The organism is Streptomyces sp. NPDC054813, assembly GCF_053611365.1.
The window spans coordinates 54909-76978 of sequence record NZ_JBSHAF010000006.1 but is presented as its reverse complement, the minus strand read 5'-3'; the positions used below and the strand labels follow the sequence as shown (position 1 = coordinate 76978).

The 22070-nt window shown below is 72.1% G+C and carries 14 protein-coding genes; 10 read left to right on the top strand and 4 right to left on the bottom strand.

All coding sequences use genetic code 11. From position 1 onward, the window contains the following. Positions 1–382 precede the first annotated feature (382 nt). Complete coding sequence (locus ACWGJB_RS13580) at positions 383–1348, top strand: zinc-binding dehydrogenase (RefSeq protein ID WP_453380344.1); 966 nt, start codon at positions 383–385, stop codon at positions 1346–1348. Positions 1349–1444: 96 nt separating this feature from the next. On the opposite strand, the gene ACWGJB_RS13575 is transcribed toward ACWGJB_RS13580, so the two are convergent. Next, positions 1445–2542 carry a PadR family transcriptional regulator gene (locus ACWGJB_RS13575; RefSeq protein ID WP_453380343.1) on the bottom strand — a complete coding sequence of 366 codons (1098 nt, stop codon included), beginning with the start codon at positions 2540–2542 and terminating at the stop codon, positions 1445–1447. Position 2543: 1 nt separating this feature from the next. After that, positions 2544–3533 carry a DUF4097 family beta strand repeat-containing protein gene (locus tag ACWGJB_RS13570; RefSeq protein ID WP_453380342.1) on the bottom strand — a complete coding sequence of 330 codons (990 nt, stop codon included), beginning with the start codon at positions 3531–3533 and terminating at the stop codon, positions 2544–2546. A gap of 212 nt (positions 3534–3745) precedes the next feature. Here ACWGJB_RS13570 and ACWGJB_RS13565 point away from each other — a divergent pair, with 212 nt between their 5' ends. After that, positions 3746–3985, top strand: a complete 240-nt coding sequence (locus tag ACWGJB_RS13565; RefSeq protein ID WP_453380341.1) for a hypothetical protein — start codon at positions 3746–3748, stop codon at positions 3983–3985. A 100-nt stretch (positions 3986–4085) separates the two neighbouring features. Here the strand turns inward: ACWGJB_RS13565 and ACWGJB_RS13560 are convergent, their stop codons facing one another. Next, positions 4086–4265: a DUF6104 family protein gene (locus tag ACWGJB_RS13560; protein WP_453380340.1), complete on the bottom strand. Its 180-nt coding sequence runs from the start codon at positions 4263–4265 to the stop codon at positions 4086–4088. 227 nt (positions 4266–4492) lie between these two features. Here ACWGJB_RS13560 and ACWGJB_RS13555 point away from each other — a divergent pair, with 227 nt between their 5' ends. The 8 genes from ACWGJB_RS13555 (at position 4493) to fxsT (ending at position 17898) form a co-directional block, all read left to right on the top strand. After that, positions 4493–4951, top strand: coding sequence for a CU044_2847 family protein (locus ACWGJB_RS13555; protein ID WP_453380339.1), 459 nt, complete (start codon positions 4493–4495; stop codon positions 4949–4951). After that, positions 4948–7167 (top strand): VMAP-C domain-containing protein, encoded by a 2220-nt coding sequence (locus ACWGJB_RS13550; RefSeq protein WP_453380338.1) that lies wholly within the window; start codon positions 4948–4950, stop codon positions 7165–7167. Before ACWGJB_RS13555 ends, ACWGJB_RS13550 begins: the two co-directional genes overlap by 4 nt. Before the next feature lie 112 nt (positions 7168–7279). Next, positions 7280–8311 carry an AAA family ATPase gene (locus ACWGJB_RS13545; RefSeq protein ID WP_453380337.1) on the top strand — a complete coding sequence of 344 codons (1032 nt, stop codon included), beginning with the start codon at positions 7280–7282 and terminating at the stop codon, positions 8309–8311. A gap of 7 nt (positions 8312–8318) precedes the next feature. Beyond that, a complete protein-coding gene (locus tag ACWGJB_RS13540) occupies positions 8319–11822 on the top strand; it encodes an SAV_2336 N-terminal domain-related protein (RefSeq protein ID WP_453380336.1) in 3504 nt (1167 codons plus the stop codon). A 43-nt stretch (positions 11823–11865) separates the two neighbouring features. Then, a complete protein-coding gene (gene fxsA / locus ACWGJB_RS13535) occupies positions 11866–12045 on the top strand; it encodes an FxSxx-COOH cyclophane-containing RiPP peptide (RefSeq protein WP_362575393.1) in 180 nt (59 codons plus the stop codon). A gap of 167 nt (positions 12046–12212) precedes the next feature. Then, the gene (locus ACWGJB_RS13530; RefSeq protein WP_453380335.1) at positions 12213–13367 is read left to right on the top strand and encodes an FxsB family cyclophane-forming radical SAM/SPASM peptide maturase; all 1155 of its coding nucleotides are present in this window, start codon (positions 12213–12215) and stop codon (positions 13365–13367) included. Then, positions 13367–14764, top strand: coding sequence for an aKG-HExxH-type peptide beta-hydroxylase (locus ACWGJB_RS13525; RefSeq protein WP_453380651.1), 1398 nt, complete (start codon positions 13367–13369; stop codon positions 14762–14764). Before ACWGJB_RS13530 ends, ACWGJB_RS13525 begins: the two co-directional genes overlap by 1 nt. 122 nt (positions 14765–14886) lie before the next feature. After that, on the top strand, positions 14887–17898 hold the full coding sequence (gene fxsT, locus ACWGJB_RS13520; protein ID WP_453380334.1) for an FxSxx-COOH system tetratricopeptide repeat protein: 3012 nt from the start codon (positions 14887–14889) through the stop codon (positions 17896–17898). Positions 17899–17980: 82 nt separating this feature from the next. On the opposite strand, the gene ACWGJB_RS13515 is transcribed toward fxsT, so the two are convergent. Further along, positions 17981–21814: a multifunctional oxoglutarate decarboxylase/oxoglutarate dehydrogenase thiamine pyrophosphate-binding subunit/dihydrolipoyllysine-residue succinyltransferase subunit gene (locus tag ACWGJB_RS13515; protein ID WP_453380333.1), complete on the bottom strand. Its 3834-nt coding sequence runs from the start codon at positions 21812–21814 to the stop codon at positions 17981–17983. Between the last annotated feature and the right edge of the window lie 256 nt (positions 21815–22070).

Here is a 22070-nt window from a genome sequence, read left to right as displayed (position 1 = left end):
CTAGTCCGGCCCCGCGATGCGGGGGGGGCCATATTCTGTGCCCCCCACCCCCCCTTTGGGGTGCGGTGGGGGTGACCGTGGCCCTGGGGGCTGCCCCCCCCAGACCCCCGTATCGGGGTGGCGAGAGTCGTTGTGCCGGTTCCGGTGGGTGGGGCTGGTCGCGCCCACGCGGCGGAGCCGCATATCGAATACAGCCCGCGCCCCTCGCGGAGCCCCCCTGCGTCCACCCGGCGGGGGCCCTGTGCCTCCATCCGGCGGGGCGCTGTGCGTCCACCCGGCGGCGGCCCTGTGCGTCCACCCTGGCGGGCGCCGTGCGCAAGAGGGGATGTGTCACAGCGGCGCCCGGTTTCGCGCCCGGCTCCGGGAACCTATCGTCGGCCCTATGTTCGCCGTCTACGCCGCCCGAATCGACCGCGACCAGCCGCTCTCCGGACTCGAGTTGGGGGACCGTCCCGCCCCCGAGGCCCGTCCCGGCTGGAGCACCGTCGATGTCCGGGCCGCCTCCCTCAACCACCACGACCTCTGGTCCCTGCGCGGCGTCGGCCTCCCGGAGGACCGGCTGCCGATGATCCTCGGCTGTGACGCCGCCGGAGTCGACGCGGACGGCAACGAGGTCGTCCTGCACTCCGTGATCGGGCAGAGCGGCCACGGGGTCGGGCCGAACGAACCCCGGTCCATCCTCACCGAGCGCTACCAGGGCACCTTCGCCGAGCAGGTCGCCGTACCCACCTGGAACATCCTGCCCAAGCCCAAGGAGCTGTCCTTCGCGGAGGCCGCCTGTCTGCCCACCGCCTGGCTGACGGCGTACCGGATGCTGTTCACCAACGCGGGCGTCCGTCCGGGTGACTCGGTCCTCGTGCAGGGTGCGGGCGGCGGGGTCGCCACCGCCGCCATCGTGCTCGGCAAGGCCGCGGGGCTGCGGGTCTTCGCCACCAGCCGGGACGAGGCGAAGCGCAAGCGGGCCCTGGAACTGGGTGCCGTCGAGGCGGTGGAACCGGGGGCCCGGCTGCCGCAGCGGGTGGACGCCGTGATCGAGACCGTCGGCGCCGCCACCTGGTCCCACTCGGTGAAGTCGCTGCGCCCCGGCGGCACGATCGTCATCTCCGGCGCCACCAGCGGCGACCGGCCCTCGCACGCCGAGCTGACCCGGATCTTCTTCCTCGAACTGAAGGTCGTGGGCTCGACCATGGGGACCAAGGACGAGCTGGAGGACCTGCTCGCCTTCTGCGCCGCCACCGGAGTACGCCCCGTCATCGACGAACTCCTGCCGCTCGACCGCGCCCGCGAGGGCTTCCAGCGGCTGGAGTCCGGCGACCAGTTCGGGAAGATCGTCCTGACCAACTCGTGACCGACTCCTGAGTGGCGGGAGAGTGGCCAGGTCGTGCGCGAGGGCGAGGGGAAGCGGGCGCCGTGTACGGGCGGCCCGCTTCCCCTCGCCCGTTCCTCAGGACTTCGGGCCGCGCAGCAACGCTCCGATGCGGGCCGCCGCCGTCGACAGGTGGCGACGGGTGTCGGCGAGCTGCTCCGCGGTGACTCCGTGGTCGCGGGCCGCGTCCCGGATGTCGTCGCGGAAGCGGTCCAGGAGCCGGTCGAGGTCGCGGGCCGGATCTCCGGTGCCGGTCTCGTCGCCGTGCGCCCACTCGGGGACGTACTGCGCCGGGAAGTCCTCCGGGGTCTCCGAATACTCCGGTGTCCGGGGCTGGGCCGGCGTCGGCTTGCGGAGGTCCGGGCCCGATCCGGGCTGCGCCTCGGTACGGCCGCCGAAGCCGAAGTCCTTGCCGAACTCCCGCCCGAAATCCTTGCCGTAGTCCTTGCCGAACTCCCCGAACTCCTTGGCGAGTTCGGTCAGGCCCTCGCGGACCCCGGTCGGCCAGTCGCCACGCGCGAAGTGGTCCTGGACGTGCTCCTGCACCCGGTGGGCGATGCGCTGCATCTCCTCCTGGGCCTGGGCGCGGGCCCGGGCCTGGGCCTCCTGGGCCTGCCGACGGGCCCGCTGGGCCTCGTCACGGGCCCGGCGGCTCTCGTCCTTGGCTCGGCGGGCCTGCTCCTTCCACTCCTGCTTGGCACGCCGCATCTCCTCCTTGGCGGCCCGCCAGGACTCCTTGTCACCGAGGTCGCCGAACTCCCCGGTCCCGGCCCCCGTCCCGCTGCCGCGCCGGGCCTCCGAGGCGGCCGCCCGCACCTCGCGGCGCAGATCGCCGGCCGCGCCACGGACGTCGGCCCTTATCTCGGCGGCCAGTTCGGCCACCGACTCCCGGATCTCCAGCTCCAGGTCGGCCAACTCGCCGCCGCGGTCCGCCAGTTCGGCGCGACCGGCGTCGGTGATGGCGTAGACCTTGCGGCCGCCCTCGGTGGTGTGCGTGACCAGGCCCTCGGCCTCCAGCTTGGCGAGGCGGGGGTAGACGGTGCCCGCCGACGGGGCGTACAGGCCCTGGAAGCGTTCTTCGAGCAGCCGGATCACTTCGTAGCCGTGGCGCGGGGCCTCGTCCAGCAGCTTGAGCAGGTAGAGGCGGAGACGGCCGTGGGCGAAGACGGGAGGCATCTCAAAGCACCTTCTTGTCGGTCGTACCGTCGGCCGGGGCTGCGGACCCGGTCTCGGACCCGGCGGGTGCGGAGGGGGCGGACGGTCCTGTCGGCCCTACGGGTCCTGTCGGCCCTACGGGTTCCCTTGGTCCGGACGGGCCGGGTGTCGGGCCGGACTCCCAGGCCGTCTTCTCGTCGTCGTCCTCCCTGGGCGGGCGGCGCAGCAGGGCGATGGAACCGGAGACCGTGGTGGCGCGGAGCTTGCCGGTGCCCGCGCCGAGGCGGCCGGTGATCTTGTGGGCGCCCCACTGGCCGTGCACCCGCAGTCCGTCGAAGGCGTTGGAGATCGTGCCGCTGGCGGTGTTGGCCTCGACCTCGGCGTCGGCCGGATGCGGCAGCCGGATGGCGATCTCGCCGGAGACGCTGGTCAGCCGGACGTCCGTCGGACCGTCCGGGTCCAGGTCGATGATCATGGAGCCGCTGACCGAGTCGGCGCGCACGGCGGAGCCCGAGCCCTCGACGACGGTCAGGTCGCCGGAGACGGAGTTGAACCGCAGGTCACCGGTGACGGCCTGGGCCTCCAGGTTCCCGGAGACGGTGTCCGCGCGGACCTCGCCGGCGAGGCCGACCAGGGTCGTGTCACCGGTGACGCCCTTGACCACCGCCGTGCCGCTGATCCCGGAGACGACCGCGGCGGCGCCGACCACGCCCACCTCCACGCGGGTGTCCGCCGGGACGGCGAGCGAGACGACCGCACTGCGCCGCCAGCCCTTGCGGTCGAGCCACTTGAGGAAGCCCTTCCAGGGCAGGTCCTCGTAGGCCACGGTGAGGGTGCCGCCCCGGTGCGTGACGATCAGGGGCGGGCCCTCGATCTCGGAGACTTCCAGTCGGGCGGAACCCTCGTCCGTGCCCACGACGTTGACTGTTCCGTTGACGATGCGCACGTGCAGATCGCTCACGGGGGTGTCGAAGGTGAGCTTCCTGGGCTCAGCGACGGACCACTCGGACATGGTGCGGACCTCCCTCGGCCGGGCATGACGGCTGAATACGGACGCGCATGCCGGCTCGCGCCATATCGCGTCTTCCGTAAACACGATATATCGTGGCTGTCGGAAGTCAAGGCGCTCGTTGGAGTGACCGGTTGGGCTCCGTATTGACCCCTCTAGGGGTTCGGATAGTCGTATATCGGGCGGTAAGTGGATTAATTGCCTACCGTGTGTCCATGTCGACGGATGAATCCAGGGACATCTCCCGGCCTCCGGGGTCCGGCACACGTACGCCGCCGGGCGCGGACGGCCTGCCGAGAGCCCATCGGGTGGCCCTGGCCGAGATGGCGGTGGGGCTGCCGACCGTGGCGTGGGGGATGCGCCGGCGCAGTGTGGTGTGGGCCGCGGTGGGGGCGGTGCTGATGGTGCACGGGGCGATGGAGCTGTCGTACGAGACGGTGTTTCCGCGGGACTGACCGACGGCCGGCAAAGGGCCCAGGGCCACACCCCCGCTACCGGCCGGTGGGGGCCGGGCTCGGTTCCCGCGCCCCCGGCGGGCCGCTTCGCAGGGGCCGCCTACTCCTCGTCCTCGTCGTCCAGTCGCGCCAGCCACGTCGCCAGGCGCTCCACCGGGACCTCGAAGTCGGGGTTCAGGTCGACGAAGGTGCGGAGTTGTTCCGCGAGCCACTCGAAGGTGATCTCATCCTCGCCGCGCCGCTTCTCCAGTTCCTCGATGCCTCGGTCGGTGAAGTACATGGGTTGCTCTCCTGCTGCCTGCATGTGTGGGTGCCCGGTGGTGGGCGTGTACCAGCCTAGGCGGACGACAAAGGTGTGCCGCCGGTGATGGGTAGCGCTCGGCTCCGGGGGGAAGGACTCTTTCCCCGTGGATTGAGGCGGCGATGTCTTCCCGTGCGGGAAGGGCGGGAAACCACGAACGGTACGGCGTAGGGAGCACACGGGGCTCGGGGGAACGGGGGAGCGGAATGGAGCAGGACGCTACGCGGATAGCGCGGGTGCGGTTGCCGGACGGTACGCCGGTGTGGGCGCGGATCTCGGGCGCCGAGGAACTGGCCATGCCGTCGGGGGAGTTGTCGTACACGGACACCGGCTTCGCCGAGCGTGTGGAGGCGACGGTCGAGAGCCTGAACTCGCTGGTCGGCGGGGTCGCGCGGTCGCTCGCCGAGCCATTGCGGGCGGTGCGGCCCGACGAGGTGAGCGTCGAGTTCGGCATCGAGCTGACCGCGAAGGCCGGCAAGGTGGTCGGGCTGCTCGCCGACGGCGAGGCGAAGGCGGCCATCACGGTCACCCTGACCTGGCGCGGAGACGGCCCGCCCGATCCGGACGCCGGTCACGACGGCTCCCCGGCCGCTCGCGCGGGCGCATCCGGCGGCGCCCCGGTGCACGGGGGCGCCCAGGGAGCCGGGGCCGGGGGCGCGGAATGACGGACCGGCACGACGGGGGCGCATCCGGGGGCTGGGATCCGGCCCACCATGCGCTGCGTGAACTCGTGATGGCGGCCACCGTACGCATCCATCGCACAGGTGTCGGGTATGCCCCGGAGGAGTCCGGGGCGTTCCTCGGCAGTGGCTTCTTCATCGCACCGAACTGGGTGCTGACCTGCGCCCATGTGATCCACGGCGGGGAAGGGGGCGAGGTCACGGTGGTCTATCAGCCCGGTCCCTTCGACGAGCCCTGCGCGGTGCCAGGCAAGGTCGCCGCGACCCTCCCGGAGCACGTGGAGCGCCCCGTCCAGAGCGGCTGGCCCGCCCCGGACCTGGCGCTCGTCCGGTTGCGCGAGCCGGTGGACCACGACTGTGTCTACATCTCCGAACGGCCGATGCCGCACTACACCGAGGGCCGGGTGTTCTACGCCGGCTGGGCGCCCTTCCAGGGACAGCCGCAGCCGCACGACGGCTTCCTGACCGTGCACGGCACCATCGGCGGCTGGTCGACGGGCGCCCAGATGCGCCTCGGCGAGAACGACCTGCCGCTCGGTGTCTCCGGCGGGCCGGTGATCGACCCGGTGCGCGGCGAGGTCGTCGGCGTGCTCAAGTCACGCGCGGACCACGGATCGGGCGGCACCTCGATCGGGATCGAGCGGCTGCGCACCCTGCCGACGGCGCCGGGCGACCGGCGGCACGACCTGTACCGGCACGGGCTGCGTCACCACGACCCGTACCAGCACGACCTCTACCAGGCCGTCTGCCACGCCCACGACCGCTACCACCGCGACCGCCAGCAGCCCTCCGACGCCGGGCGCCCCACCTGGACCGACCTCCAGGCCGAACTCGGGGCCCGGCCGGCCCGCACCCTGAGCCCGGACGAGCGGGCGGAGCTGCTCGGCCGGCTCGCCGACCTGCCGCCGCCGGACAGTACCCGCGGCCTGCTCGACATCCTCCAGTCGCTGCCGAACTTCCGGCTGCCGACCCTGTCGCCCGCACCGCGCGGCTGGAGGGACGGCCTCGGCGCGCTGTACGAGAACGTGCGCAACGACGGCGCGCTCCGGCTCGTCGCCGAGTACGCGATGCGGGTCATGACCGCCGAGCGCCCGGTCACGCCCTTCGTGCTCGACGCCGAACAGGCCCTGTGGGAGTGGATCAAGCAGGCCGCGACCCGGCTGGACAGCGACTACCGCAGCGAGCTGGCCCGCAGGCGCGCCCAGCACCTCGGTGACCGGCTGCGGGAGCGGACCGGCCGCGACCGCGGTGAGCACCGGACCGGGGGTGCGGCGGGGGAGCAGGGCCGGGAGCATCCGCAGGGCACCGTGCGCGATCAGTCCGTCCTGCTCGAAGTGGAGCATCTGGCCTGGAACCGCGGCCACTGCGACTGGTCGGTCGCGGTGGTACGGGCCGACGGCGAGGCGACCCGTCTCGACGACGGGCAGGGCGCTCCGCTGGCCGACCTCGCCGCCGGGGTCGCCGAGCCACTGGCCGAGGCCTTCCGCCGCTGTGACGAGCCCGGCCGACCGGTCCCGCTGCACGCCGCCCTCCCGCATCTGCTGCTCGACCTCCCGGTGGACGAGTGGCGGCTGCGGCCCGGCGCCGACCCGTTGGGCGTCGAACGGCCGGTCGTGGTCCGCTGCAAGGACCGCGACCAGCTGCCGGGGGAGGAGGACGGCTGGTACGGCGGTGAACGCCCCGGTGACGGATTCCCGGGTGACGGATTCCCCGGCGACGACGAGGAGTCCGACCGCCGCGGCCGCTGGCACCGGGGGCACGACGGGCGCGAGCGGGCCGAGAACCGGGCCAGGGCCGAGATACTGGACTGCGACGACGCGGTGCGCCGGCCCGTGCCCGACGTGGCCGCGCTGCGTGGCCACGCGCCCGGGACCGTCCCGGTGCTGTGCCGGCAGGGCGACCGGCGCTACCCGGACGACGCCACCGCACTCGGCCGGATCGTCCGGGCGGGGTACGGGGTGGTGCTGTGGCGCCGCTGGAGCCGCCAGACCGACTCCGTGTGCGGTGAGTTCCACCGGGGCGCCAGGATGACCGTCTACGACGTGGACGGCGCCTGGGAGCTGCCCGAATCGGTGCACAGGCTGCGCAAACAGGTGCGCGAGGGGCTCACGGAGGCGTTCTGGGCCAAGGACATCGCTCTCCTGTACGACGACCCGCACCAACCCCTGCCCGGTACGGGCGACCTGCTCCAGGCACCGTGAACTCGCGCGCCCTGTGTGAGGCCCTTACGGGGTCTCCTGAAGGTCGATAACGTGAGGCACGTTCGATGGCTGCCGTGGGGACCGGACGGACGAGTGACGACGAGGACCGGACATGACCGAATCCAGTGAGTGGCTCATCTACCGAGGCGCCGGCGAGCCCCACGACGGCATGAACAGGCTGCCCCCGCCGCCCCCTTGGCGGGACTTCACCGGCCGGACCGCCGAGAGTGGCGCCGACGGCGGCGACGGCTCCCGGGACCGCAGGCTCGGCGCCAACCGGCATCTCGCCGAGCTGCACCGGCCCGGCGCCGAGGAGCTGGAGATGATCAACGCGGCGCTGTACCTGCGCCGCCCGCTCCTCGTCACCGGCAGCCCCGGCGCGGGCAAGAGCACCCTGGCGCACTCGGTGGCGTACGAGCTCGGTCTGGGCGACGTCCTGCGCTGGTCCATCGTCAGCCGCTCCGCGCTCCAGGACGGCCTCTACCACTACGACGCCATCGCCCGGCTCCAGGACGTGCAGATCGCCGCGCAGGGCGGGTACGGCGCGGCCGGCGGCACCCCTGGTGCGGTGGAGGCGATCGGCAGCTACATCCGGCTGGGACCGCTCGGCACGGCCCTGCTCCCCTCCGACACCCCGCGTGTGCTGCTGATCGACGAGCTGGACAAGAGCGACATCGACCTGCCCAACGATCTGCTGAACGTGCTGGAGGAAGGGGAGTTCGAGATCCCCGAGCTCCAGCGGATCGCCGACCGGCTGCCGGACGGCGAGGCCGAGGTGCTCACCGCCGACGGCACGAAGGTCCGGGTCCGGGACGGCCGGGTGCGCTGCCGGGCCTTCCCGTTCGTGGTGCTCACCAGCAACGGCGAGCGGGACTTCCCGGCCCCGCTGATGCGCCGCTGCATCCACCTCGAACTGGACCGCCCCGACCACAACCGCCTCGCCACCTTCGTCCGCGCCCACCTCGGCGACGAGGCGGCCCGCGCGGGCGACGACCTGATCAGCCGCTTCCTGGAACGCTCCCGCAGCGAACTCCTCGCCGCCGACCAGCTGCTGAACGCCATCTACCTCACCGACGCGGCCGCCCCGCCCAGCCGCGACCGGCTCGCCGACCTGCTCATCCAGCGGCTCGACCGCCCGAGGTGAGCCGCTGATGCCGGACGCAGCGCCCCGACACGGCCCCCTTCCACCCGACCCGGACCGGGCACCGGGTGAGCCCGGTCCGTTCCCCGGCGACCCGGCGGCGGACCCCTCCGGCGGGCCCGAGGCGGCCGCGACGGCCGACGGGGACCCCGGGCGGGGCGGCCCCGGCGCTGTCGGCGGCGGCCCCGAGCCGGGTGGCCACGCCGACGGCGATCCGATGGCCGAACTCGTCCGCAGGCTGCGTGAGGTCGGGCTCGACCCGGACACCGAGGGGCTGAGCGACGCCCTGTGGCTGGCCCGGTGGGCGCGGCCCGCCGTCGAGCCGGAGGAGGAGCAGGTGGCCCCCGGGCCCGGTGGCGGCCTGCCGAAGGGGACCGTCGTACCGCCGAAGGACCCGCAGGGCGACCCCTCGGCCACGAGGGGTGCGAGCCGGCCGCCGCGGCCGGCACCGGCCGCCTCGGAGGCCGGCGGAGCCGACCGCCGTGCCTCCCTGTACCCCGTGCCGCAGCAGCAGCACGGCGGCGGCCACAGCAGGCCGGCCGGCCGGATCGCCGGGCTGCCGGTCGGCGTACCCGCCGCCCCCGCGCTGCCCGCGCCACTCGAACTCCAGCGCGCTTTACGGCCGTTGCAGGCCTACCGCAGCGCCGCACCGCCCCTGCGCACCGAACTGGACGAGACCCGGACCGCCGAGTACAGCGCCCGCGCGGGCGGTCTGATCCTGCCCGTGTACCGCGCGGTCACCCGGGGCGACGCCCGGCTCCAACTGGTCCTGGAGGCCTCCCCGTCGATGCGGGTCTGGGACCGGATGTTCTCCGAACTGGTTCAGATCTTCGGCCAGTTGGGCGCCTTCCGGGACATCCAGATCAGTCATCTGCACACCGGCCCCGACGGCGAGCCGGCGGTCGGCCGCAGCGCGGACGTGCGCACGGCACCGCTGCACACCGCCGACCGCCTCAGCGACCCGACCGGGCGCCGGATCACCGTCCTGATCAGCGACTGCGCCGGACCGCTGTGGCACAGCGGTCGCGCCCACCGGCTGCTGCACCACCTCTCCCGGCAGGCCCCGGTCGCGGTGCTCCAGCCGCTGCCGCAGCGGATGTGGAGCCGCACCCGGCTGCCCGTCACCTACGGCGAGCTGAGCCGCGGCGAGACGCTGGGCGGCGCCACCGCGCTGCGCGTGCGCACCCCGGCCGGTATTCCGTCGGGCGGGCCACGGGGCGCCGTACCGGTGCCGGTGCTGCCGCCCGAGCCGGTGGCGCTGGGCGCGTGGGCGAGGCTGCTGTCCGGGGTCGGCGCCGGGCCGGTGGCGGGCGCGGTGGGCTGGGTGCGCGCGGACCAGCCGCCCGCGCCGGCCGGACGGGCCGGGCGCGTGCTGTCGCCGATCGAGCGGGTCAGCAGGTTCCAGTCCGTCGCCTCCCCGAGCGCCGGCCGGCTCGCCGTCTACCTGGCCGCCGCCCCGCTCTGCCTCCCGGTGATGCAACTGGTCCAGCGGACCATGCTGCCCGACTCCGGCCCCTCCGAACTCGCCGAGGTGCTGCTCGGCGGCCTGGTCACCCGGGCCCGCGAGGACCACGGCGCCGACGGTGTCCAGTGGTTCGAGATGGCACCCGAGGTCCAGGAGGCGCTGCTGTCCGCGCTCGGCCGCGACGAGGCCCTGCTCGTCCTCAAGCACTGCTCCGAGTACATCGAGCAGCGCTTCGGCAAGGGCGGCCCCAATTTCCCGGCCCTCGCCCTCGCCCAGCTCGGCGACGGCGGCTCCGGGCGGCCGTACACCCCGCCGGGCACCGGCTACCCGGCACGCAACGGCGACAACGGCGACGCGACCCTGGTCCCGCAGCCCTTCGCCGAGGTCGCCGCCCGCGTACTGGAGCGTTTCATGCCACTGCCCGAACAGTTCCGCCTCTACGGCGGCCGCGACACCGCCGTACGACCGGGCGAACACCGCACCCACCAGGCGGTCGACCGGGCCCGCGCCCTGCTCGCCCGGTTCGACGCCGAGGGCATGGTGCAGGACCTGATCGACGCCGTGCAGCTGCTGCGCGGAGCCACCGGGCACGAGCAGCCCGTAGGGGCGGACCCGGAGCTGTGGGCGGAGTACGCGCACTGCACCCTGCGCCTGTGGGAGGTGCAGGGCGGCGACGAGCTGCTGCGCGAGGCCGAGGAGGCGGCGGAGCGGGCCGTGGCCCACCCGCACGCCCGGCGCGAACGGGCCGTCCTGGCCCAGGTGTTGCGGGCCGCCGCCACCGACCGCAGGCGGCACGGCGACCGGACCGGCGCCCTCGACCTGCTGCGCCGCGCCGACCGGGAGTACGCGGTGGCCTGCGGCGCCCCCGACCTCGATCAGCGGGAGGCGCTGCGGCTGACGCTGGAGCGGGTCGGCGCGCTGGAGGCACAGTGGAGCCTCGGCGGCGACAGCGCGCTGCTGCAGAGCGCGGTCGGCATGCTGGAGGCGTTCGCCGACGCCTGGCCGGACCGCCGGCACCGGCCGCCCGAGCTGCCGCGCGCGCACGGCCGGATCCTGCTGCGCCTGTCGGACGCGACGACCGACCCCGAGCAGGCCCGCGGCTACGCGGAACAGGCGTCCCGGTCGCTGCGCGACGCCCTGGAGGCCGCCCCCGAGGCCCCGGACCGGGTCAGGGTACGGCTCGACCTGGTGGACGCCCTGTTGTACGCGGGCGCCCCCCTGGACGAGGCCCAGGACCTGGTCGACGAGGCACTGGCGGTCACCAGGAAGCGCGGCCAGCGGTCCGCCCTGCATCTGCGGGCCGGGCGCGTCCGGGTCGCCCGGTACGCGGAGACCGGTGAGCCGCGCGAACTCCAGGACGCGGCCGCCGCGTTCGCGAGCGCGGCGGCGGAGATGCCGCGGGACGACCCCGAGTACTCCCAGGTCCTCGCCGAGTGGGGCGAGGCGCTGCTGCGCCGGGCGGACTCGGAGCCCGGTGACCGTGCGTGGGCGCCGCTGTCGCAGGCGATCCGGGTGCTGCGGGACTGTCGCCGGGAGACGCCGGCCGGACACCGCGAGACCGGCTACCGGCTCCTCCTGCTCGGCCGGGCCCTGATCCTCCGCTATCGCCAGCGCGGCGACCGGGTGGACCTGCGGGAGGCGGAGTACCTCTTCGGGCTCGCGGCGGACGAGGCGGACGACGCGGGTGCCCCGATGCTGGCCGCCCGTTGCCGTCTTGAGCTGGGTCAGGCGCAGTACGAGGCCTACCACAGCCTGGGCCGTCCGACCCGGCTGGACGAGGCGATGGACGCGTTCCGACTCGCCGCCGGGTCCGCCCGGGAGGCGGAGGAGGAGGCCCGCACCGAACGCCGCCGTCAGGAAGCGGTGGTGCTGGGCGCGCAGGCGCACCACTGGCGGGGTATGTCCTACGAGGCGGCCGCACGCCCACGGGCCGCGCGCGAGGCCTACCGGGCCGCCCGCACGGAGTGGGCGCGGCTGCCGGAGGGCACGCTGGGTTCGGGAGAGCCGACGGCTCGGGACACCACCGAGCGGCTGGCTGAGCTGGAGTGACCGCGACACCGAGTCGCGACACCGACTGGAGAGGAACGGGGACATGAGCGGACGGGACGACGCGTCGCCGGCAACGGGTGGAACCCTGCCGGAGTTACTGGACCTAGATCTGGAGAAGCTGAGGACGATCCAACACCCGGTACTGCGCGAGGTGGTGGAAGAGCTGCGCGAACGGGCGGAACGGCCGAGCGAGATGCTCTGGGGATTCAACAGCGCGATGTGAACCGCACAGGACGCGCGCTGCGAGCCACATGACGCAGTAAAAGACGGTCGCGTTCTGTCAAATAGGGACAGGAAGAGGCTACTTCGATCGTTTCGGGTTTGCGTCCGGTCTCCGACCGGGAATGCGGCCTGATACGGGTGAAAGGTGTACGGCATGGGGGTGCTGGAGTGTCTGCGACCGGTCACCCCTTCCGCCAGTTCATCGTGAAGGTGCACGGCCGCTGCAACCTGGCCTGTACCTACTGCTACCTCTACGAGGGCCCGGACAGCACCTGGCGTACGCGCCCGGCCGCCGCTCCGCCGGCCGTCCTGGACCGCACCGCCGACCGGATCGCCGAGCACGCCCGCACCCACGGGCTGACCACCGTCTCCCTGGTCCTGCACGGCGGTGAGCCCTTGCTGGCGGGCCCCGACACCCTTGGCCGCCTCACCGACGCCGTACGCACGCGCGTGCCCGACGCCTGCACGGTCCAGCCCACTGTGCAGACCAACGCCACCCTCCTCACCGAGGAGCGCCTGACGGTCCTGGCCCGGCACGGCATCAGGGTCGGCATCAGCCTCGACGGCGGCCGCCCCGAGCACAACGCGCGTCGCGTCGACCACGCCGGCCGCCCGTCCTGGCCCGCCGCCGTACGCGGGGCGCGCCTGGTCGCCGACCGCTTCCCGGAGTCGTACGCGGGCATCCTGGCCGTCGTCGACCCCATGCTGGATCCGGTGGAGACCTACGAAAGCCTGCTCGAACTCCGCCCGCCCGCATTGGACTTGCTCCTCCCGCACGGCAACTGGTCCGCGCCGCCGCCACAGTGGGGCGACGCCCGCCACGGCGACTGGCTGTGCGCCGTCTTCGACCGCTGGTGGTCGGCCGGGCGGCGGGAGACCCGGGTGCGGCTCTTCGAGGAGTGTCTGGCGCTGCTGCTGGGCCTCCCGGCGGCGACCGAATCCCTTGGACTGTCACCGTTCGACGCGCTGGTGGTGGAGACGGACGGGACGATCGAGCAGGTCGACTCCCTGAAATCGGCGTACGAGGGCGCGGCGCGGACGGGACTGGACGTCTTCCGGCACACCTTCGACGAAGCGTTACGGCACCCGGGGGTCGCCGCGCGGCACGCGGGCGTGGCCGCCCTGGCCGACGAATGCCGGGCCTGCCCGCTGTTGGCGGTGTGCGGCGGTGGTCACTACGCCCACCGCTACCGGGCCGGGCACGGCTTCCGCAATCCCTCGGTGTACTGCGCCGACCTGAAGCGCTTCATCCGACATGTGGCCGGCCGGCTCGCCGTGGACGCGGCACCCGCCCTGACCGCTCACGAAGGGGGCACCCCGTGATATTTCCGGCGGTCCCGGAGGCGGCCCTGGCCGAACTCGGGCGCACGGAGGGCGGCGCCGACACGCTCGCCTTGCTGGGCCGGGACCAGGACACCCGGCGGCTGCTCCTGCTGCGCGCGGTGCTGGACGCGGTCCAGGCGGCGGAACCGGGGATCTGCCCGCCGGCGGCGAAGGCGCGGCTGCGGGAGGACTGGGCGCTGCTGACGGCGGCGGACCCGGCGGCCTCGCCCTCCCCGGCGCGGGAGCGACTGCGGTATCCGCTGACCGGCGCCTGGGCCCGCAGCTGCCTGACCGGCCTCGGCACGGGCGGCACGGGAGCCCACGCCCTGGACAGGCGTCGCGGACTCGCCCGTGACCTGGCCTACTTCAGCGCCCTGGCGGCCGTGGCCGCGGCCCGCGCAGGAATCCCGTTCACCATGGAGCTGACGGCCCGCGACGGCGTCCTGGTCCTTCCGTCGCTGGGCATGCTGAACACGGCCGAGGGCGGTGACGCGCGGGTTCGAGTGACCCACTCACGAGGCCGTATCACGCTTGATCAGGTGTCCGTGTATCTGGAGAACGGCACCGGCGCCTGGTCCGGTTCGCTCGCCTGGACCTCGGCGTACGCGCTGCCGGGCCTGGTGGCCGATGCCGAGCCCGTGCCCCTGGACGACCTCGACCCCTATCGGGTGCCGGGTCGTGCACCGGACCAGTTCGGGCTGAGCGGCCCGGTGGCTCCGGACGACCATGAACGCAAGCGGTGGCTCCAGAACTGGTCCGGCACCGCCGCAGTACTGCGCAGCGGCGGCGAGGGGCGGCTCACGGAGGTGCTGGCGCTGCTGCGGTGCCTCGTTCCGCTGGAGATGCCGCCGGCGGCGGGCGGCCGGGGCAGTTGCAGCGGAACCAGCCGGGAGGCGTTCGGGGCGTTGCTCAGCAGCGCTCCCGTGACCCCGGTCGCCTTCGCGGCGACCCTCGTCCATGAGCTCCAGCACGCCAAGCTGACGGCGCTGAGCGAGATGGTGGAACTGCACCGGGCGGGACCGGCGGCCCGGTACTTCGCGCCCTGGCGCCCGGACCCGAGGCCGTACGACGGACTCCTCCAGGGGACGTACTCCTACCTCGCCCTCGCGGACTTCTTCCAGCGCCGGGCGCTCACCGGGGACCCGGCGCGGAGCGAGGGCGCGTGGGCGTCCTTCGCGCGCTGTCACGCCCAGGTCGGGGCCGCCCTGCCGGCGTTGGCCGGCTCGCCGGACCTGACGGCGGTGGGGCGGCGCTTCGTCGACGAGATGACCGCCACTCACGAACGGCTCGCGGAGCGCCCCGCCCCCCGGGGCGACACGGCGCGTGCGCAGGCGTATGTCAAGGCCGCGCGGGTGCTCTGGACGCAGCGCCGACCTCGTGGTGAATCCCGGAAATGACGACTTCTCAGGCTCTCTTGCGCGAAGATCGACAGACCGAGGCGTTCGGTTGCGAAGTCGCCGGACTCCCCAGAGCCGCAACGAGGTTCTAGGCTTTTATGACTACGCGTGGAGGCTGTCGCATGTCTGAAACTCGTACGCCAGTCAGGTCGACCGACAGGGTGGCCGCGAGGCAGACCGTCACGATCAGCTTCGCCGGATTCAACCGGGCCTGGGCGATGTGGATCGGGGACAGGCTGGAGCGGCAAGGGGTCCGCGTCGCCTACATCCGCTGGGACTCCCCGGCGGAGGAGACCCTGGTGGACCTCCTGCGCGGTCTGGCACTCGCCGAGGGGCGGGTCCTCATCCTGGTGAGCGAGCGCTACTTCCAACTCGGTCCCCGGACCTTTGAGGAGTGGAACGCGGCGCTGCGCGAGGTCGTCGCGCCGGACCCCTCCAAGTTCGCCGCTGTCTCCGTCACCAACACCCAGGTGCCCGCGGCCGTCGCCGTGCTGGCCCCCGTCGACCTGACCAACATGGGCGCCGACGAGGCGGAGCGCCGCCTGCTGGACCGACTCGACGTGCCGGCCGTCCGTCCCCCGGTGGCGAACGGCCCCCGCGGCCCGCGCTTCCCCGCCGCCATGCCGGAGGTGTGGGGCGGGGTGCCGCGCCGCAACACCCGCTTCACCGGTCGCGAGCCGCTGCTGAACGACGCGTTCCACCTGCTCCAGAGCAGCGAACCCGGCGCCGGCGTGCTGACGCTGCACGGTATGTCCGGGGTGGGCAAGACCCAGCTCGCGGCTGAATACGTGTACCGGTTCGGGCCCGAGTACGACGTGGTGTGGTGGGTCAACGCCGAGAGCCGGGCCACCTACCGCCGCGTGCTGGCCGAACTCGCCCCGAAACTCGGTCTGTCGACGGGTGACGAATACGGCGAGCGGCTCCGCGCGGTCCGTGACTGCCTGCGCCGGGGCAACCCGTTCTCCCGCTGGCTGCTGATCCTTGACGGCGCCGACGAACCCGACCAGATCTGGGACATGGTCCCGACCGGCCCCGGGCACGTGCTCATCACCTCCCGGAACACCGAGTGGAGCGAGCACAACAGCAAGCTGCTCGAAGTACCCGTCTACGGCCGTGACGAGTCGGTCGCCTTCATCCGGCGCCGGGCGCCCCGGCTGACGGAGCCGGAGGCCGACGAACTCGCCGAGGCCCTGGAGGACCTGCCCCTGCTGCTCGATCAGACGGCCGGCTGGCTCAACGACTCCGACCTGTCCGTCGAGGACTACATCGCGCTGCTGGATGGCGGCGTCGACCAGGACGTCGTGAGGGTGTCAGCCGACTTCCCCGTGACCTTCCAGACCGCGTGGTCGATACTGCTGAACAAGCTGCGCGACACGGTCCCGGAGTCCGTCGACCTGCTCCGTCTGTGCACGTTCTTCGCACCGGGCTTCATCCCCGTGCGCATGCTGCGCGAGATGTCCCACGACGACCTGCCCGAACAGATCACCGGGCTGCTGGACAACCCGCTGCTGTGGAACAAGGCGATCAACCAGTTGCGGCAGTACTCCGTGGTCCGTCTGGAGTCCCACGAGGTGGGTGTGGACGAGGCCCTGTCTCCCGGTGCCGGTGAGTCCGTGTATCTCCACCGGATGGTCCACCAGGTCGTCGGCAAGGACATGCCGGAGCAGGACCGGCGGGAGTTCATCGACGTGGTGCGCCGGGCACTGGCCGAGGCCGACCCCGGCCGTCCGACCGACACCCGCAACTGGGAGGCGTACGCGGAACTCATTCCGCACCTGAAGTACGCCGACGTCCTCAACAGCACGGACCGCAAAGTACAGACCCTGGTCCTCAACTGCCTCCGTTACATGTACTTCGCGGGCGAGTACACCGCGGGCTGGAAACTCGCCCGGCGAGCCTTGGACACCTGGCGCGAACTGCTCGAGGACTCGCATCCCCGTATCTGGGACGTGACCTACCACTACGCCAACCTGTTGCGCGCGGCGGGACGGCTGGAAGAGACGGAGGCCATCGAACGGGCGGCGGCGAACCGGCTGCGCGAGGAGCGTGGCGAACGCGATCTCGACTATCTGCGCGTGCTCATGGGGCTGGCCGCCGACGTACGCGCTCTCGGCCGCTACGACGAGACCCTCGCGCTGGACGAACAGTTGTATCCCATGTACAGGGAACTCCTCGGCGAGCAGGACTCGCGCACGCTCAACGCGCTGAACAACTGGGGGTACACGCTGAGGCTGATGGGCCGGTACCAGCAGGCGCTGGACATCGCCCAGCGCACACTGGAGCAACGACGACTCGTACTGACGAACAGCCACCTCTGGACGCTCTTCGCCGAAGTGTCGTACTCGATCGGTCTCAGGCTGCTGGGCCGCTACGCGGAGGCGCAGTCCATCCAGGCCAAGAACGTACGCGAGTACCGGATCGTCGCGGGCGAGACCAACCAGGACACCCTGCGCGCCGAACACAACCTGGCGCTGTGCATGCTGCGGGGCGGAGATCGCGAGGCAGCCGGAACGCTGCTCACGAAAGTGCTGGAGGGCTTCGAACGCAAACTCGGCGACCGGGATCTACTGACCCTCTCCGCCGCCGTCAGCCACAGCTGCTTCAACCGTGAGCACGGTGATATCGACCTGGCCCGTGAGACCAGTGAGTCCATCCTGGCCCGGTACGGGAAACTGCTTCCGGAGGCACATCCGTTCAGCATCGGCGCCCGGGCCAACCACGCCATGATCCTGCGCAACGTCGGCGAGCGGGAGCACGCCCACGTGCTCATCGAGCAGGCGCTGGCCGAAATGACGGACGCCGTCGGCGAGAGCCACCCCTATACGCTCGGCTGCGCCATCAACGCCTCCGCGCTGCGCAACCTCGTCGGTGAGACGGAGTCCGCCGCGGAGCTGAGCAGGGTGACCATCGCCCGGGCCACCGAGACCCTGGGCCGTACCCACCCGCTCACCCTCTCCGCACGGGTCGCCTACGCGGCCGACCTGCGGGGGCTGCGTGCCCGTCAGCAGGCGGAGAAGACCGAGCAGGAGGCCCTGACCGACCTGGAGGCGACCCTGGGCAAGCAGCACGTCCACACCGTCTCGGCCCGCGCCCGCAACCGTCCCTACTGGGACTTCGAACCGCAGGCCAGCTGAGGCGGGAACGAACGCCGAAGGGCCCGGCCTCCGTGACGGGGGACCGGGCCCTTCGGCGTGCTGACCTTCAGGATCCGCAGGCTTACGCCTCGAACACCTCACGCACCAGCTGCTCCTGCTCCGCCTGGTGCCGCTTCGCGGAACCGACGGCCGGGGAGGAGCTGTGCGGGCGGGAGATGCGGCGCAGGCGTTCGCCGGCCGGGACGTCCGCGCCGACCGCCAGGTCCAGGTGGTCGATCAGGTTGAGGGCGATGAACGGCCAGGCACCCTGGTTCGCCGGCTCCTCCTGGGCCCACAGGTACTTCTCGGCGTTCGGGTACTTGTTGACCTCCGCCTGGAGCTCCGCACCCGGCAGCGGGTACAGGCGCTCGACACGGATGATCGCCGTGTCCGTGACACCGCGCTTCTGCCGCTCGGCCTCCAGGTCGTAGTAGACCTTGCCGGTGCAGAAGACGACCTTGCGGACCGCGTTCGCCTCGACCGAGGCGTCGCCGATGACCGGGCGGAACTGCCCGCTCGTGAACTCCTCCGCCTTCGAGGCCGCCGCCTTGAGGCGCAGCATCGACTTCGGGGTGAAGACGACCAGCGGCTTGTGGTGCGGGTTGTGCACCTGCCACCGCAGGAGGTGGAAGTAGTTCGACGGCAGGGTCGGCATCGCGACCGTCATGTTGTTCTGCGCGCACAGCTGGAGGTAGCGCTCGATACGGGCCGAGGAGTGGTCCGGGCCCTGGCCCTCGTAGCCGTGCGGGAGCAGCAGCGTGACGCCGGAGGTCTGGCCCCACTTCTGCTCGGCCGCCGAGATGTACTCGTCGATGACCGACTGGGCGCCGTTGGCGAAGTCGCCGAACTGGGCCTCCCACATCACCAGCGCGTCCGGACGGGTGAGCGAGTAGCCGTACTCGAAGCCCATCACCGCGTACTCGGAGAGCAGCGAGTTGTAGACGTTGTAGCGGGCCTGGTCCTCGGACAGGTACAGCAGCGGGGTGTAGTCGGCGCCGGTCTCGCGGTCGATCAGGACCGCGTGGCGCTGGCCGAAGGTGCCGCGCTGGGAGTCCTGGCCGGAGAGCCGGACCGGGGTGCCCTCCATCAGCAGCGAGCCGATGGCGAGGGTCTCGCCCATGCCCCAGTCGATCGTGCCGTCCTCGATCATCGCCGCCCGGCGCTGCAGCTGCGGCAGCAGACGCGGGTGGACGGTGAAGTAGTCCGGGATGTTGACCTGGGACTCGGCGATCCGCTTGAGGACCTCCGTGGAGATCGCCGTCGGGACGGCGATCGGGAAGCCGTCCTGCGGTGCCTGGGCGTCCGCGACGGCCGGCTGCGCGGTGGCCTCGCGGACCTCCGTGAAGACCTTCTCCAGCTGGCCCTGGTAGTCCTGCAGGGCCTGCTCGGCCTCTTCCAGGGTGATGTCGCCGCGACCGATCAGGGACTCGGTGTAGAGCTTGCGCACCGAGCGCTTCTTGTCGATCAGGTCGTACATCAGCGGCTGGGTGAAGGCCGGGTTGTCCGACTCGTTGTGACCGCGGCGGCGGTAGCAGATGAGGTCGATCACCACGTCCTTGTTGAACGCCTGACGGAACTCGAAGGCGAGGCGCGCGACGCGCACCACGGCCTCCGGGTCGTCGCCGTTCACGTGGAAGATCGGGGCCTCGATCATCCGGGCCACGTCCGTCGCGTACATGGAGGAGCGCGAGGACTCGGGGGCCGCGGTGAAGCCGACCTGGTTGTTGATGACGATGTGGACCGTGCCGCCGGTGCGGTAGCCGCGCAGCTGCGACATGTTCAGGGTCTCGGCCACCACGCCCTGGCCCGCGAAGGCCGCGTCGCCGTGGATCGCCACCGGCAGCACCGTGAAGTCCGTGCCGCCCTTGTTGATGACGTCCTGCTTGGCGCGGGCGATGCCCTCGATGATCGGGTCGACCGTCTCCAGGTGGGACGGGTTGGCGGCCAGCGAGACCTTGATCTGCTCGCCGTCCAGGCCGGTGAAGGTGCCGTTGGCGCCCAGGTGGTACTTCACGTCGCCGGAGCCGTGCATCGACTTCGGGTCGAGGTTGCCCTCGAACTCGCGGAAGATCTGCGCGTACGACTTGCCGACGATGTTGGCGAGCACGTTCAGCCGGCCGCGGTGGGCCATGCCGATGATGATCTCGTCCAGGCGGGACTCGGCGGCCGAGTCCAGCACCGCGTCGAGCAGCGGGATGACGGACTCGCCGCCCTCCAGGGAGAAGCGCTTCTGGCCGACGTACTTCGTCTGCAGGAAGGTCTCGAAGGCCTCCGCGGCGTTCAGGCGGCGCAGGATCCGCAGCTGCTCCTCGCGCTCCATCTTGGAGTGCGGGCGCTCCACGCGGTCCTGGATCCACTTGCGCTGCTTGGGGTCCTGGATGTGCATGAACTCGATGCCGGTGGTGCGGCAGTACGAGTCACGCAGCACGCCGAGGATGTCGCGCAGCTTCATCATCGACTTGCCGGCGAAGCCGCCGACGGCGAAGTCGCGCTCCAGGTCCCACAGGGTGAGGCCGTGCTCGACGATGTCCAGGTCGGGGTGCTTGCGCTGCTTGTACTCCAGCGGGTCGGTGTCGGCCATGACGTGGCCGCGGACCCGGTAGGAGTGGATCAGCTCGAAGACCCGGGCGGCCTTGGTGACGTCGTCGTCGTGCGAGGCGTCGATGTCCTTGAGCCAGCGGACCGGCTCGTAGGGGATGCGCAGCGCCTCGAAGATGTCGTCGTAGAAGCCGTTCTCGCCGAGGAGGTAGTTGGCGACGACGCGCAGGAACTCGCCGGAGGCGGCGCCCTGGATGACCCGGTGGTCGTAGGTCGACGTGAGCGTCATGACCTTCGAGATGCCGAGCTTGTTCAGGGTGTCCTGGGAGGTGCCCTGGAACTCCGCCGGGTAGTCCATGGAGCCGACGCCCATGATGACCGACTGGCCGGGCATCAGACGCGGTACCGAGTGGACCGTGCCGAGGCCGCCGGGGTTGGTCAGGGAGACCGTGACACCGGAGAAGTCGTCCATCGTCAGCTTGCCGTCGCGGGCGCGGCGGACGATGTCCTCGTAGGCCTGCCAGAACTCGAAGAAGTTCAGCGTCTCGGCCTTCTTGATGCCGGCCACGACGAGCTGGCGGTCGCCGTTGGGCTTCACCAGGTCGATGGCCAGGCCGAAGTTGACGTGCGCGGGCTTGACGAGGGTGGGCTTCCCGTCCTTCTCCGCGTAGTGCCAGTTCATCGACGGCATGGCCTTGATGGCCTGCACCATCGCGAAGCCGATCAAGTGCGTGAAGGAGATCTTCCCGCCCCGGGCGCGCTTCAGGTGGTTGTTGATGACGATCCGGTTGTCGAAGAGCAGCTTCACCGGGACCGCGCGGACCGAGGTGGCCGTCGGCAGCTCCAGCGAGGCGTTCATGTTCTTCGCGACGGCCGCGGCGGGACCACGCAGGGTGACCAGCTCGGGACCATCGGGCGCCCCGGCGGCGGGCGCTGCCTTCGCGGCGGCGTCCGGCTTCGCGGCGGCCGGGGCCGGAGCGGCGGCGGGCTTCGCGGGCGCCGGAGCGGGCGCTGCGGCCTGGGGAGCGGCCGGGGCGGCCGGGGCAGGCGCCACGGGCGCCTGAACGGCGGGCGCGGGCGTGGTGGGCGCCGGTGCGGCCGGGGCCGCGGCCTGCTGCGCCTGCGGTTGCGCGGGCGTCGTGGTGCCCGCGGCCCCCGCGGCCGCGGTACCTGCCGGAGCCGAGGCGGCGGGCGCTCCCGGCTTGTAGTCGGCGAAGAAGTCCCACCAGGCACGGTCTACCGAATTCGGGTCCTGGAGGTACTGCTGATAGATCTCGTCGACGAGCCACTCGTTCGGTCCGAACGCGGCTGCGGGATTCTTGCCCGCTTGGTCTGCGTCGGTCGAGATGCTCGAGTTACTGGGGGACTGTGGCGACACGGCGGCAACCGCCCTCTTCCGCTTCACAAGGTGATGGACAGCGGGAATTAAGGCTACGCCTCCAAGAGCGTGAAGGTCAGCTCGGGCCGGTTCATCGTCGTGTAAGTCACATCGGAAACCGTGTTTCGGGGCTTGAAATGGCGGGAAACAAGCGTAGTTCCGCTGTGCGAGGACTGAATCGGGCATGGCTCCGCCACGCCGGTGATCACCTCGCTCCAGGCCCCGCCGCGACGTGCGCGGAGGCCGCACCTGATCA

What these genes read in the sequence shown, in the direction of transcription:
- ACWGJB_RS13575 (WP_453380343.1), bottom strand. Translation starts at nt 2,542, where the DNA reads ATGCCTCCCGTCTTCGCCCACGGCCGTCTCCGCCTCTACCTGCTCAAG.
- ACWGJB_RS13580 (WP_453380344.1), top strand. Translation starts at nt 383, where the DNA reads ATGTTCGCCGTCTACGCCGCCCGAATCGACCGCGACCAGCCGCTCTCC.
- fxsT (WP_453380334.1), top strand. Translation starts at nt 14,887, where the DNA reads ATGTCTGAAACTCGTACGCCAGTCAGGTCGACCGACAGGGTGGCCGCG.
- ACWGJB_RS13540 (WP_453380336.1), top strand. Translation starts at nt 8,319, where the DNA reads ATGCCGGACGCAGCGCCCCGACACGGCCCCCTTCCACCCGACCCGGAC.
- ACWGJB_RS13560 (WP_453380340.1), bottom strand. Translation starts at nt 4,265, where the DNA reads ATGTACTTCACCGACCGAGGCATCGAGGAACTGGAGAAGCGGCGCGGC.
- ACWGJB_RS13555 (WP_453380339.1), top strand. Translation starts at nt 4,493, where the DNA reads ATGGAGCAGGACGCTACGCGGATAGCGCGGGTGCGGTTGCCGGACGGT.
- ACWGJB_RS13545 (WP_453380337.1), top strand. Translation starts at nt 7,280, where the DNA reads ATGACCGAATCCAGTGAGTGGCTCATCTACCGAGGCGCCGGCGAGCCC.
- fxsA (WP_362575393.1), top strand. Translation starts at nt 11,866, where the DNA reads ATGAGCGGACGGGACGACGCGTCGCCGGCAACGGGTGGAACCCTGCCG.
- ACWGJB_RS13570 (WP_453380342.1), bottom strand. Translation starts at nt 3,533, where the DNA reads ATGTCCGAGTGGTCCGTCGCTGAGCCCAGGAAGCTCACCTTCGACACC.
- ACWGJB_RS13565 (WP_453380341.1), top strand. Translation starts at nt 3,746, where the DNA reads ATGTCGACGGATGAATCCAGGGACATCTCCCGGCCTCCGGGGTCCGGC.
- ACWGJB_RS13550 (WP_453380338.1), top strand. Translation starts at nt 4,948, where the DNA reads ATGACGGACCGGCACGACGGGGGCGCATCCGGGGGCTGGGATCCGGCC.